Raw genomic sequence first — 12,163 nt, forward strand, 5'->3', positions numbered from 1 at the left:
GCTGCGCCGCCGCAATTTGCGACGGCGCGGGGAGCGTTAACGCTCTTTGACGTAGGGCTCGCCGCCGGCACGGGGCGGGATCGCCTTGCCGACAAAGCCCGCGAGGATGATCACGGTCATCACATAGGGCAGGGCGGCCAGCAATTGGCCCTGAACCTTGAAGTTCACCAATGCCTCGATCACGTCGGGGCGGGTTTCCAGCGCGCCGAACAGGCCGAACAGCAGCGTGGCCCACAGCGCGTACCACGGGCGCCACTTGGCAAAGATCAGCGCCGCCAGCGCGATATAGCCACGGCCTGCGGACATATCCTTGATGAAGCCGGCCTGCAGCGCCGTGCTGAGGTAGGCACCGGCAATACCGCAAAGCACGCCACAGATCAGCACCGCGGCATAGCGCAGCCCGATGACGGAAACCCCTGCGGTATCCACCGCCGCGGGGTTTTCGCCCACAGCGCGCAGACGCAGGCCAAAGCGTGTCCGATACAGCAGCCACCATGTCGCAGGGACCGCGAGGAAGGCGAGGTAGACAAGGATCGAATGGCCCGAGATCAGCTCGGCATAGAGCGGGCCGATAATCGGGGTCTGGGCAATGTCATCGGCAAAGGGCAGGGTGATCGGATTGAACCGCGCCCCGCCGATCAGCGATGGCGTGCGACCGCCCTGCTGGAACCAGTCCTGCGCGATCAGCACCGTCAGACCGGCGGCAAGAAAGTTGATCGCGACGCCGGAAATCAGCTGGTTGCCGCGGAAGGTGATAGAGGCAAGCCCGTGCAGCAGGCTCAGCGCCATCGACGCGGCGATGCCGGCCAGCAGCCCCAGCCAGACATTCCCCGTCAGCGACGCCACGGCCGCCGAAAAGAACGCCGCCGCCAGCATCTTGCCATCAAGGCCGATGTCAAAAATACCGGCGCGTTCGGAAAACAGACCGGCAAGGCAGGCCAGCAGCAGCGGTGTGGCAAGGCGCACGGTGCTGTCGAACAGTTGGATGAGCGTGATATAATCCATTATTCAGCAGGCTCCACCGGTTTGCGTTCGGGCTTGGGGGCCCGTGCGGCGCGCAGCGCCAGAAAGATTTTCTCGAGCGGCATACGCACCATGTTGTCCAGCGCTCCGGTAAAGAGGATCACCAGCGCCTGAATGACGACGATCAGCTCGCGCGGGATCGAGGTCCAGAGCGCCAGTTCAGCACCACCCTGATAGAGGAACCCGAACAGGATCGCGGCGAGGAAAACGCCCAAAGGATGGCTGCGGCCCATTAGCGCCACAGCGATCCCGATAAAGCCCGCGCCTTCCGTGGCGTTCAGCACCAGCCGTTCGGCTTCGCCCATGACGTTGTTGATCGCCATCATGCCCGCCAAACCACCCGAGATGATCATCGCGATCATCGTAATCTTGACCGGAGAGATGCCGGCGTATTTCGCAGCCGATTCCGAATGGCCATAGGCGCGGATCTCATACCCCAGCCGCGTGCGCCAGATCAGCACCCACAGGAAGATACAGGCCGCAACCGCCACCAAAAGCGAGATATTGGCGGGCGCTGCCTTGGAAAACTCGATCCCCAGCGGGGCAAGGATATCATGCAGCGTCGGCAGCTTGGTCGCGTCAGGAAAGCGCGCCGTTGCGGGGTCCATGCTGCCTTGGGGGCGCAACATATTAACCAGAATATAGTTCAGCACCGCCGCCGCGATAAAGTTGAACATGATCGTGGTGATCACGATATGGCTGCCCCGTTTGGCTTGCAGAAACGCGGGGATCGCGGCCCAGGCGGCACCGAACACGGCAGCCATCGCAGCTGCACCGATCAGGGCCAGCGACCAATGGGGCCACGGGATATACAGACAGGCCAGCGCCACGCCCAAACCGCCCAGCATCGCCTGGCCTTCACCACCGATATTGAACAGCCGCGCGTGAAAGGCGATGGCAACGCAAAGGCCGGTGAACATGAAGTTCGTGGCGTAATACAGCGTATAGCCCCAGCCATAGGTGCTGCCCAAAGCGCCGGACACCATCAGTTTGACGGCCGCAACGGGGTCTTCCCCGATGCCCAGAATGACCAGCGCCGACAGGATCGCTGCCAGCAATAGCGAAATCAAAGGCACGAGGACGACCTCGGCCCATTTTGGCATTACGTCCATGTTACACTTCCTTATGCGGATCGCCGCCCGCATGGGCCAGATTGTCTTCGATCTCTTCGATGGAATGGGGCGCATCGGTATCGGTGATGCCCGCCATCAGCAAGCCCAGTTCCTTTTCATCGGTCTGGCTGGCGTCGCGGATACCCATGACCTGACCGTCGAACATGACAGCCACCCGGTCGCTGAGTGCGAGAATCTCTTCCAGCTCGACCGAGACCAGCAGGATCGCCTTGCCCTGATCGCGCAGGGCGACGATCTGTTCGTGGATGAATTCGATCGCGCCGATATCCACGCCACGGGTCGGCTGGCCGATCAGCAGCAGGTCGGGGTTGCGTTCGATCTCGCGCGCCAGAACGATTTTTTGCTGGTTCCCGCCGGAAAAGTTCTTGGCCGCCAGTTTGGGGTTTGGCGGACGCACGTCGAAACGTTCCATCTTTTCAACGGTGTCGGCCTTGATCGCGGCGTTATCCATCAACATGCCGCTGCGGTAGGCAGGGTCTTTGTGATAGCCGAAGGCGGTGTTTTCCCACGCCTGATAGTCCATGATCAGACCTTCGCGCTGGCGGTCTTCGGGGACATGGGCGATGCCGTGGTTGCGGCGGGATTGGCCGTCGGATTTGTTGCCGGTCAGGTCCAGTGCCGTGCCATTGACGCGCACGCTGCCCTTGCCGATCTGGTATCCGCCCAGAACCTCAAGCAGTTCGGACTGACCATTGCCGGCCACCCCCGCAACGCCAAGGATTTCGCCCGCGCGAACTTGCAGATCGATGCCGCGCAGACGCTCGACGCCCTTGTCATCAACGACGCGCAGCCCTTCGACATCCAGAATGACCGGGCCGGGGGCCGCGGGTTTCTTGTCGACACGCAGCAACACCTTGCGGCCGACCATCAGCTCCGCCAGTTCGGCGGGCGAGGTTTCGGCGGTCTTGACTGTGGCGGTCATCTCGCCGCTGCGCATGACCGATACGGTGTCCGTCGTCTCCATGATCTCGCGCAGCTTGTGGGTGATCAGGATGATCGTCTTCCCTTCGGAACGCAGACGCCCGAGGATGCGGAACAGCTGGTCCGCCTCGGCTGGGGTCAGCACGCCCGTGGGCTCATCCAGAATGAGGATATCGGCCTGACGATACAGCGCCTTGAGGATTTCCACCCGTTGCTGCATGCCGACGCCGATGTCTTGCACCAGCGCGTCGGGGTCCACCTTCAGGCCGTAGTCATCGGCCAGCTTCATCAGCGATTTGCGCGCCTTGGCCAGTGATGGCTTCAACAGCCGCCCGTCTTCGGCACCCAGAATGATGTTTTCCAGGACCGTGAAATTTTCAACCAGTTTGAAGTGCTGGAACACCATCCCGATGCCTGCAGCAATCGCGGCCTGGCTGTCAGGGATGTCGGTCTTTTTACCGGCGATATAGATGTCGCCTTTGTCGGCTTTGTAGAATCCGTAAAGGATCGACATCAGCGTCGATTTGCCCGCGCCGTTTTCCCCGATGATCCCATGGATCGTGCCGGGCATGACGCGGATAGAGATGTCTTTATTGGCCTGTACCGGACCAAAGGCCTTGGAGATGCCTTTCAGCTCGATCGCCGGAGCGGCAGTTTCCTGCCGCTCCGTATGTGTTGCAGTGCTCACGCTTAGAAGCTCAGGCTCGGGCAGCTGTCGTCGGACATGTAGTCATGTACCTCAAGCGACCCGTCTGCGATCTTGGCTGCTGCTTCATCCACAGCGGCCTGCATTTCCGCGGTAACCAGTGCCTTGTTGTGTTCGTCAATCGCGACGCCCACGCCTTCGTTGCCAACGCCCATGACGTTAAAGCCTTTTTCCATGCCGGGGCCATCGGACATCGCGTCAAACACAGCGTTGTCCACGCGTTTGATCATCGAGGTCAGGACTTTGCCCGGGTGTAGGTGGTTCTGGTTGCTGTCCACGCCGATCGACAGGATGTCTTCGTCCGCTGCGGTTTGCAGAACGCCAACGCCTGTGCCGCCCGCGGCTGCATAGACAACATCAGCACCCTGGCTGATCTGCGCTTTGGTCAGTTCGGACCCTTTTACGGGGTCGTTCCATGCGGCAGGGGTCGAACCTGTCATGTTCGAGATCACGGTCGCGTCGGGGTTCACGGCCAGAACACCTTGGGCGTAGCCGCAGGCGAATTTACGGATCAGGGGGATGTCCATGCCGCCGATAAAGCCGACAGTGTTGGATTCAGAGGCCATCGCCGCCATCATACCGACCAGATAGGACCCTTCGTGTTCGTTGAAGACAACGGAACGGACGTTGGGCGCGTCGACAACCATGTCGATGATGACAAAATCGGTATCAGGGTAATCGCCCGCAACTTGACCAAGCGCATCACCAAAGGCAAAGCCGGTCATCACGATAGGGTTGGAGCCCGCTTCGGCGAAACGGCGCAGCGCCTGTTCACGCTGTGCTTCGGACTGCAGTTCGATCTCGCGGAAGCTTTCACCGGTCTCTTCGGCCCAGCGTTGCGCGCCAGCAAAGGCGGCTTCGTTGAAGGATTTGTCGAATTTGCCGCCAAGGTCGAAGATCAGGGCGGGTTCGGCCAGAGCCGCACCGGCACTAAGAGCCGTGGCCGCAGCAGCGCCGAGGAATTTGGTCATAAGGGTCATGGAGTGTCTCCCAGTTTATTGTGTTGGGGCGCAAGCGCGAAGCCTTTGCCCGGTCGCAGTTCCGCGCTTGCGCCCGGTTCCGTCGATCAGATGTACGATACTGCGTAGCCCATGGGTAGGGTCAACCGGATTCTCAAGCGCTTGGGGATGATATTGCCTATTAACCGTGCGTAAACTGACGCGAAAGGATCAATGCATCAACGGATGGCGCATCTTTACGCTGATAATACCCGCGACGTGTGGCCGTCTGGTGAAACCCTGCGGATGTGTAAAGCGCGATAGCAGCGGTATTGTCGGCGGCGACCTCTAGAAAGGCGGTGTCGGCCTGCGCTTCAAGCCCGTCCATCCAGCGGTGCAGCAAGCGGCGGCCAATACCCTGACGTTGGGCTGCGGGATCAACGGCGAGGGTCAGCAGCTCTGCCTCTCCCGCGATGAGGCGGGTCAGGGCAAAGCCCTGCGGTTCCGCCAGATACGTCACAAAGGGGGAGGCCAGCAGATCGGCGATCTCTTGCGCCGTCCACGCACGGTCTTGCACAAAAGCGGCGGCGTGAATCCGCGCCATATCCTGCGGCGTCATGAAAAGATCGCGGGCGGTGTGTCGCGGGCCGGGGCGGCATCGGCGGGGCGCAGATACAGCGGGGCAGGGCGCGGGATCCGGGTGCCAAACTTCGTGGCGGCAATGCGTGCCGTTGCCTCTGCCACGGGCATACGAGGGGGCAAGGCGGTGCCGTTACAAAGTGCTGCGATCATATAGGCCTGATGACCCACACAGACGGGATCAGCGCGCGAGGGCACTGAAGGCAGATCATCCAGCCCACACATCACAGGGTCGCGGTCATCCATCGTGCCGAACACCTGCACGAACAGCTTCTCCTGCCGCGCATCGATGCTGCTGATGACAACGCCATCATGCCCGAAGGCCAGCGCTTGAAGATGTGAAACCCCTATCGCGGGCACCCCAAGGCCAAGCGCGAGCCCGCGCGCGGCCGAGACCGCGATGCGGATCCCGGTGAAGTTCCCCGGCCCGATGCCGACGCCAATCGCTGTCAGATCGCTATAGGCCACATCTGCGCTGGCCAGCACCTCGGCACATAGGCCAAGCAGCCGTTCGCCCTGACCCTTGTTCATCGGTTCCTCGACGCTGGCGATGATCTGGTCGCCCGACAGCAAAGCGGCCGCACAATGTGCGGCCGATGTATCAAACGCCAGGAGAAGAGGCGTCTTAGGCAACCGGGCGTACCTCGGTTACTTCGGGGATGTAGTGGCGCAGCAGGTTCTCGATGCCCATTTTCAACGTCAATGTGGACGATGGGCAGCCCGCGCAGGCCCCTTGCATGTGCAGATAGACAACGCCGCGCTCGAACCCGTGGAAGGTGATGTCGCCGCCGTCCTGTGCCACGGCAGGGCGCACGCGGCTGTCCAGCAATTCCTTGATCTGGCCGACGATCGCACCGTCTTCGCCGGTATGCTCCGCATGGCCCGACGCGTGGTCATGGCCGGTTTCCATCACCGGCTGGCCGGATTGAAAATGCTCCATAATCGCGCCAAGCAGGGCGGGTTTCAGGTGGTCCCATTCGATCCCGTCAGCCTTGGTGATGGTCACGAAATCGGTGCCGAAGAACACGCCGGTCACGCCTTCGACAGCGAACAGACGCGTGGCCAAAGGCGAGGCGCTGGCGGCTTCGGGGGCGGGGAAATCGGCGGTGCCCATCTCTAGCACGGTCTGACCGGGCAGGAATTTCAACGTTGCGGGGTTGGGCGTGGATTCGGTCTGAATAAACATCACATGCTCCTGAAAGGGTTGATGCAGATATGCGACCTGAACGCGCGCAAGTCAAGGTTTGGAACGATTCTAAGTTTGCGACGGCCTGCGGTGCCGCCTCAGGTGATCATCTCGAGCCGTTCTTTGCTCATGTCACCGGGAACGATGGTGATCGGCACCGGCAGCGAGCCTGCGTTGCGGGAAAGCTGGGTCACCAAGGGGCCGGGGCCAGATTTCTTGTCGGTGCCCGCGCCAAGCACCAGCACGCCGACTTCGGGGTCGTCGGCCAGCTGGTTGATGATCTCGTCCACGATCACACCTTCGCGAATAACTAGCGCGGGCTCCACGTTCAGCCGGTCGCGCATCCATTTGGCGAAGACCTCGAAATGCACCTCGATCCTTTCGCGGGCTTCCTCGCGCATGACCTCGGCCACACCGATCCAGTGATTGAATTCGTCAGGCGGGATGACCGACAGCACCACCACCCCGCCGCCAGAGTTGGACGCCCGCATCGCGGCAAATCGCATGGCGTTCAGGCATTCGCGGCTGTCATCCAGCACAACCATAAATTTACGCATAGCATCCTCCTGTTGAACGGCGGGGGGCGGGGTCAGCCACGGTCAGAGGCCGCCCAATCCCAATACATCTCGCGCACGCGGCGGGTCATGGGGCCGATCTGGTACTGCGTGTCGTCAAACGCTTTGACCGGCGTGACCTTCATCATGTTGCCGGACAAAAAGACCTCGTCCGCGGCATGGAAGTCATCAAAGCTTAGTACGGTCTCGTGCACCTTGATCCCGTCGGCGCGCATGTTCGACATATGCCGCGCGCGGGTGATACCGGCCAGAAACGTGCCATTGGGGATCGGGGTGAACACCTCGCCATCCTTGACCATGAACACATTGGCAGAAGCCGATTCGGCGACATTGCCCATGGCGTCGGCGACCAGCGCGTTGCCAAAGCCCTTGGCGCGGGCTTCAACCATCATGCGGGCGTTGTTGGGATAAAGGCAGCCCGCTTTGGCGTTGACGACGTTGTCTTCAAGCACGGGACGCCGGAAACGGGTCCGTGTCAGCGTCGTGGCCGCATCGGGTGCCGCCATAGGGATCTGTTCTAGGCTGATGGCAAAGCCGGTCGCGTCCTTTAATGGCACGATCCCCAGCTCGTCGCCCGCCAGCGCCCAATACATCGGGCGGATATAGACGGCGGCGTCCTTGGGGTAGCTTTTCAGACCCTCGCGTACCATCTCGACCATATCGGCGGTCTCGACCGTGGGGGTGATCATCAGCGCCTTGGCCGACCGGTTGATCCGCGCGCAATGCGCCTCCAAATCGGGGCTAAGACCGTCGAACAGCCGCGCGCCGTCGAATACGGTCGTGCCCAGCCACGCACCGTGGTCCGCGGCCTTGATGACAGAGATGTCACCCTCGTGCCAACTGCCTTCGTAAAATGTCTTGATATGTGTGCCAGTGGCCATTGCGTGTCCTTTGGTTACCGCTTGGGCGCGGTGCGGTAGATGCCCTCGGGCAGGTTCAGCGCGGCTGTCAGATCGTGCAGCTGTTCGGGCGAGAGGCTGATCTTGCAGACAGAGTTGGTGCGCGGGTCCCATTGCTCGAATGTGATAACGCTGGCAAAGGCCTGCACCGTCACATCTTCACGCAAGGGTGCTTTGCCTTCGTCGATCAGAGTGATCACACTGGCATCGAATTCGTGTTCAATCGTAAACATGAAGGCACAGTATTCTTTCGGTGGTCCAATGCAAGAGCAGCACTGCGCCGTCTGTTCAAATCCGCGCCGCCGCGTTAAAACGGTGCCAGATCTATTCGTTGCCCTTTTGAGGATGCGTTACGTGATGTTGAGATACTGTCTTGCTCTGGCCGCTGCGGCATTTATGGCTGCCTGCGAACCGACGACGATGTCGGGGCCTGTCTCCACCCAACCCGAGCAAGGGCAACCCGCTAGTTTTTCCGCCAATGAATCCGCCCGCAGCTTTATCCGCGTGTTGCAAACGGTCGAACCTGTCGCCGAACGCGAATGTCGCGTGCGGACCTCGCAGGTGAATTGCGATTTCAATATCGTGGTCGATGACCGTCCCGGCCAGCCCGCCAACGCCTACCAGACCGAGGACAAGGCCGGGCGTCCGGTCATCGCCTTCACGCTCGCCCTGATCGCGGATGCGCGTAACGAGGACGAGCTTGCCTTTGTCATGGGGCACGAGGCTGCCCACCACATCGAAGGGCATATCGCACGCCAACAGCAGAACGCGGTCGCCGGCGCGGTGATCTTTGCCGGTCTCGCCACGCTGAGCGGGGGCGATGCCACCGCGGTCGAATCGGCACAGCGCCTTGGGGCGCAGGTGGGCGCGCGGACCTATTCCAAAGACTTCGAGCTTGAGGCCGACGCCTTGGGCACCATCATCACCGCACGCGCAGGGTATAACCCGCTGCGGGGGGCCGAATTCTTTACCCGTATTCCTGACCCCGGTGACCGTTTCCTGGGCACGCACCCGCCCAATGCATCGCGTCTGGATACCGTACGGCGGACCGCGGCGGGGCTGTAACGGCACCGCATGAAGCAGCTTGGCCAGATACTGACGGACCGCGGGTCCAAATATGCCGTGTCAGGCTGCCCCGCGTCCGATCGCGCCGCCGTGGATGCTGCGCTGAAAGAGCTCAAGCGCGATAAATCCTATGCCAAGGCAACCCACAACACCTGGGCGGTGCTGCTGTCAGACGGCGGCCCGCTGAAAGGCGATGATGGGGAATCCGGTGCGGGGATGGTGATCATCCGGATGCTAGAGCGTGAGGGTCTGGAGGATCACCTGATCGTGGTCACGCGCTGGTATGGCGGGAAACATTTGGGCGGCGACCGGTTCCGCCACGTTCAATCCTGCGTGCGCGCCTATCTGGACGCGGCCTGACACGGGCTTACAAGCTGATAGAGATGGCGGCGAAAAAGCAGATAGAGGCAGCAAGCACAAAGCTGTGCCAGATCGCATTCTGAAAGCGCATGCCGGGGTGTGCAAAGACGATCGTCCCCAGCGTATAGATCAACCCGCCGATGCCAATCAGCGTCAGCGCCGTGGTCGGCAGGTTTTGCCACATCGGCCAGACCAGCAGCACAGACAGCCACCCCATCCCAAGATAGAGATACAGCGACGCTTTGGACTCCGTGCTCCAGAATGACAGTTTGGCGACCGCGCCGATAATGGCCAGCGCCCAGACCACGGCGAGGATGCCATAGGCGAACCCCGTTCCGATGAGCACAACAAACGGTGTGTAGGTGCCCGCGATCTTGAAGTAGATCGCCGCATGGTCAATCCGCCCCAGCAGGGCACGGGTACGATCAAACGGCAAAAGGTGGTAAATCGCCGACGCCAGAAGCGACAGAACGAAGCAGGCCGCATAAACCAGCGTCGGTGTAAGCTGCTCCCCCTGGCTTGCAGCATAGGTTGTCAGCAGGATTGTTGCCGGTATCGCAAATCCCAGACCCAACACGTGGATCGTGCCATCGGCGAGAGTGTCAGCGGTTGGGTGCGGATAAGCCATAGGTCAAATCTAGCACCCGTTTGCAACATTCCCATGTCAGATTTCGTCTAATGCATGGCGCTTTGGTATCTCGACCTATCCATTCGTATAGGAGGTTATGCCGACGCGTGGCGCGCGTCCGGATCAACGGGGTTTATTGCCGTCGATCCAGCGCGACATCATCGTCTTGTCGCGGAAACATTCCTGCGGGATATCGCGGCGCTTAAGGCGGGCGATGCGTTCGGCAAAAGCGACCTGCTTTGACGACGGATACTGCGAAAACGGCCCATCCACCGGCTTGGGCTTATGGGCGTCGATCCATTCAGACAGCGCGGCGCGATCGGTCAACGCCCGTTTTGGCACAGGCGCGCCGGTCTTGAGGCTAAGCGAGGTAGCATAGTGCATCTGCTTCTCCGTCGGCGGCAAAGCGGCGCGCGCGTCGCGGGCTGAATCTTCTGCATGGGCAGGTACGGCCCCGTTGTCGGGATCGAACATGCCGGGAAACTGCGGTTGGTAGGACATCGTATAGGCCCCCTTGTTCTGGTTAGAACATATATAGAACATCGCGTGCGCTTTTCAAGGGTTTCACCTTTGATACGCCATCATGTGTCTATATGTAGGGTGCGGATTAAGGATTTCCACAACATGGGCTATGCCTGCAATCGGGCTTGCCTGCGCGAATAGGAACGCCAGGACGCTCGGATTGTTCCACGGTTGAGAAGGGGGGAGGGTGGTGGCCTAGACCACGCGCCCCCAAAGATCGTATTCGCCAGCTTCTTCGACTTCGACGGTCACGATCTGGCCCACGCTCAGGTTTTCGAAGCCTTCGTCGATGAACAGATTGCCGTCGATCTCTGGCGCGTCTGCCTTTGTGCGGCAGGTGGCGGCCTCGTCGTCGATCTCGTCGATGATCACATCCATGCGACGACCGACTTTGGCTTCCAGCTTGGCGGCCGAGATGGCTTGCGCCTTCTCCATAAAGCGGTTCCAGCGGTCCTGTTTGACCTCGTCCGGCACGTGATCCGGCAGGGCGTTCGACCGCGCCCCGTCAACGTTTTCGTACTGAAAACAGCCCACCCGGTCCAGCTGCGCCTCGTCGAGCCAATCCAGCAGGGTCTGGAACTCTGCCTCTGTCTCTCCGGGGTAGCCAACGATGAATGTCGACCGCAGGGTGATGTCGGGGCAGGTGTCACGCCACGCGGCAATTTCATCCAGCGTCTTAGCTGCCGCCGCAGGGCGGGCCATGCGTTTCAGCACGTCGGGATGCGCGTGCTGGAAAGGAATATCCAGATAGGGCAGTACCAAACCTTCAGCCATCAGCGGGATCAGGTTGCGCACATGGGGGTAGGGGTAGACGTAATGCAGCCGTACCCACGCCCCGAGCGACCCCAGATCACGGGCCAGATCGGTGATATGTGCGCGGTGGCCACGGTCTTCGGCATGTTTGATATCGACGCCGTAGGCCGAGGTATCCTGAGAGATCACCAGCAGTTCGTTCACGCCGTTCTGCACCAGCTTTTCAGCCTCGCGCAGGATCGCATGGGCAGGGCGCGATTGCAGGCGGCCGCGCATGTCGGGGATGATGCAGAACTTGCACTTGTGGTTACAGCCTTCCGAGATCTTCAGATAGCTGTAGTGGCGCGGCGTCAGGCTGACGGCCTGCGCAGGCAGCAGATCGATAAACGGATCGGGCGAAGGCGGCACGGCCCCATGCACCGCGTCCAGCACCTGTTCATATTGGTGCGGGCCGGTGACGGCCAGAATACGCGGGTGATGTTCGCGGATATAATCCGGCTCGGCCCCGAGGCAGCCGGTCACGATCACCTTGCCATTTTCGTTCAGCGCCTCGCCAATCGCGTCAAGGCTTTCGGCCTTGGCGGAATCAAGGAACCCGCAGGTGTTTACAATCACCGCATCCGCCCCGGCGTAGTCCGGCGACACGCCGTAGCCTTCGGCGCGCAGCCGCGTCAAAATCCGTTCGCTGTCGACCAGCGCCTTGGGGCAGCCCAGCGATACCATGCCGATGGTCGGCTGGCCGGGGCGGGACGGATTGCTGATCTGGGCCTTTGGCGCAAGATCGGGGCGTAGATTTGGTGGGTTTGTGCTCATGA

At 61.1% G+C, this 12,163-nt stretch carries 15 protein-coding genes; 2 read left to right on the top strand and 13 right to left on the bottom strand.

Going from position 1 to position 12,163, the window contains the following annotated elements:
• Positions 1–36: 36 nt before the first annotated feature.
• The 10 genes from EE36_RS09070 to EE36_RS09115 all read right to left on the bottom strand — a co-directional run bounded on the left by EE36_RS09070 (position 37) and on the right by EE36_RS09115 (position 8,253).
• Complete coding sequence (locus EE36_RS09070; protein WP_005851549.1) at positions 37–1,005, bottom strand: ABC transporter permease; 969 nt, start codon at positions 1,003–1,005, stop codon at positions 37–39.
• Entirely contained in the window at positions 1,005–2,135 is a 1,131-nt protein-coding gene (locus EE36_RS09075; RefSeq protein ID WP_005851551.1) for an ABC transporter permease, read from the bottom strand. Before EE36_RS09075 ends, EE36_RS09070 begins: the two co-directional genes overlap by 1 nt.
• Before the next feature lies 1 nt (position 2,136).
• Complete coding sequence (locus EE36_RS09080) at positions 2,137–3,765, bottom strand: ABC transporter ATP-binding protein (RefSeq protein WP_005851552.1); 1,629 nt, start codon at positions 3,763–3,765, stop codon at positions 2,137–2,139.
• Between the two features lie 2 nt (positions 3,766–3,767).
• Positions 3,768–4,763, bottom strand: a complete 996-nt coding sequence (locus EE36_RS09085; RefSeq protein WP_005851554.1) for a BMP family protein — start codon at positions 4,761–4,763, stop codon at positions 3,768–3,770.
• Positions 4,764–4,923: 160 nt separating this feature from the next.
• The gene (locus EE36_RS09090; protein WP_156785529.1) at positions 4,924–5,325 is read right to left on the bottom strand and encodes a GNAT family N-acetyltransferase; all 402 of its coding nucleotides are present in this window, start codon (positions 5,323–5,325) and stop codon (positions 4,924–4,926) included.
• A gap of 11 nt (positions 5,326–5,336) precedes the next feature.
• The gene (tsaB, locus tag EE36_RS09095) at positions 5,337–5,993 is read right to left on the bottom strand and encodes a tRNA (adenosine(37)-N6)-threonylcarbamoyltransferase complex dimerization subunit type 1 TsaB (RefSeq protein ID WP_005851558.1); all 657 of its coding nucleotides are present in this window, start codon (positions 5,991–5,993) and stop codon (positions 5,337–5,339) included.
• Complete coding sequence (locus EE36_RS09100) at positions 5,986–6,546, bottom strand: NifU family protein (protein ID WP_005851560.1); 561 nt, start codon at positions 6,544–6,546, stop codon at positions 5,986–5,988. The genes tsaB and EE36_RS09100 overlap by 8 nt, the downstream gene beginning before the upstream one ends.
• 98 nt (positions 6,547–6,644) lie before the next feature.
• Entirely contained in the window at positions 6,645–7,103 is a 459-nt protein-coding gene (locus EE36_RS09105; RefSeq protein ID WP_005851562.1) for a universal stress protein, read from the bottom strand.
• A 32-nt stretch (positions 7,104–7,135) separates the two neighbouring features.
• A complete protein-coding gene (locus EE36_RS09110; protein ID WP_005851564.1) occupies positions 7,136–8,002 on the bottom strand; it encodes a branched-chain amino acid aminotransferase in 867 nt (288 codons plus the stop codon).
• 14 nt (positions 8,003–8,016) lie between these two features.
• Entirely contained in the window at positions 8,017–8,253 is a 237-nt protein-coding gene (locus tag EE36_RS09115; protein ID WP_005851566.1) for a hypothetical protein, read from the bottom strand.
• A 124-nt stretch (positions 8,254–8,377) separates the two neighbouring features.
• On the opposite strand from EE36_RS09115, the gene EE36_RS09120 reads away from it, so the two are divergent.
• Both EE36_RS09120 and EE36_RS09125 read left to right on the top strand, forming a co-directional pair.
• Positions 8,378–9,085, top strand: coding sequence for a M48 family metallopeptidase (locus tag EE36_RS09120; protein WP_005851568.1), 708 nt, complete (start codon positions 8,378–8,380; stop codon positions 9,083–9,085).
• Positions 9,086–9,094: 9 nt separating this feature from the next.
• Positions 9,095–9,445, top strand: a complete 351-nt coding sequence (locus EE36_RS09125) for a YigZ family protein (protein WP_005851570.1) — start codon at positions 9,095–9,097, stop codon at positions 9,443–9,445.
• 7 nt (positions 9,446–9,452) lie between these two features.
• On the opposite strand, the gene EE36_RS09130 is transcribed toward EE36_RS09125, so the two are convergent.
• From EE36_RS09130 to rimO, 3 genes are all read right to left on the bottom strand, one after another.
• The gene (locus EE36_RS09130) at positions 9,453–10,073 is read right to left on the bottom strand and encodes a hemolysin III family protein (RefSeq protein ID WP_005851572.1); all 621 of its coding nucleotides are present in this window, start codon (positions 10,071–10,073) and stop codon (positions 9,453–9,455) included.
• 123 nt (positions 10,074–10,196) lie between these two features.
• On the bottom strand, positions 10,197–10,616 hold the full coding sequence (locus EE36_RS17780; protein ID WP_005851574.1) for a hypothetical protein: 420 nt from the start codon (positions 10,614–10,616) through the stop codon (positions 10,197–10,199).
• A gap of 174 nt (positions 10,617–10,790) precedes the next feature.
• Positions 10,791–12,161, bottom strand: a complete 1,371-nt coding sequence (gene rimO / locus EE36_RS09140; protein WP_037943285.1) for a 30S ribosomal protein S12 methylthiotransferase RimO — start codon at positions 12,159–12,161, stop codon at positions 10,791–10,793.
• Between the last annotated feature and the right edge of the window lie 2 nt (positions 12,162–12,163).

It is taken from the genome of Sulfitobacter sp. EE-36 (assembly GCF_000152605.1).
In the GTDB taxonomy this organism is placed as follows: domain Bacteria; phylum Pseudomonadota; class Alphaproteobacteria; order Rhodobacterales; family Rhodobacteraceae; genus Sulfitobacter; species Sulfitobacter pontiacus.

Coding starts and splice junctions, on each gene's coding strand:
- EE36_RS09070 (WP_005851549.1), bottom strand. CDS start 1,005: ATGGATTATATCACGCTCATCCAACTGTTCGACAGCACCGTGCGCCTT.
- EE36_RS09075 (WP_005851551.1), bottom strand. CDS start 2,135: ATGGACGTAATGCCAAAATGGGCCGAGGTCGTCCTCGTGCCTTTGATT.
- EE36_RS09085 (WP_005851554.1), bottom strand. CDS start 4,763: ATGACCCTTATGACCAAATTCCTCGGCGCTGCTGCGGCCACGGCTCTT.
- EE36_RS09090 (WP_156785529.1), bottom strand. CDS start 5,325: ATGGCGCGGATTCACGCCGCCGCTTTTGTGCAAGACCGTGCGTGGACG.
- EE36_RS09100 (WP_005851560.1), bottom strand. CDS start 6,546: ATGTTTATTCAGACCGAATCCACGCCCAACCCCGCAACGTTGAAATTC.
- EE36_RS09105 (WP_005851562.1), bottom strand. CDS start 7,103: ATGCGTAAATTTATGGTTGTGCTGGATGACAGCCGCGAATGCCTGAAC.
- EE36_RS09110 (WP_005851564.1), bottom strand. CDS start 8,002: ATGGCCACTGGCACACATATCAAGACATTTTACGAAGGCAGTTGGCAC.
- EE36_RS09115 (WP_005851566.1), bottom strand. CDS start 8,253: ATGTTTACGATTGAACACGAATTCGATGCCAGTGTGATCACTCTGATC.
- EE36_RS09120 (WP_005851568.1), top strand. CDS start 8,378: ATGTTGAGATACTGTCTTGCTCTGGCCGCTGCGGCATTTATGGCTGCC.
- EE36_RS09125 (WP_005851570.1), top strand. CDS start 9,095: ATGAAGCAGCTTGGCCAGATACTGACGGACCGCGGGTCCAAATATGCC.
- EE36_RS09130 (WP_005851572.1), bottom strand. CDS start 10,073: ATGGCTTATCCGCACCCAACCGCTGACACTCTCGCCGATGGCACGATC.
- EE36_RS17780 (WP_005851574.1), bottom strand. CDS start 10,616: ATGTTCTATATATGTTCTAACCAGAACAAGGGGGCCTATACGATGTCC.
- rimO (WP_037943285.1), bottom strand. CDS start 12,161: ATGAGCACAAACCCACCAAATCTACGCCCCGATCTTGCGCCAAAGGCC.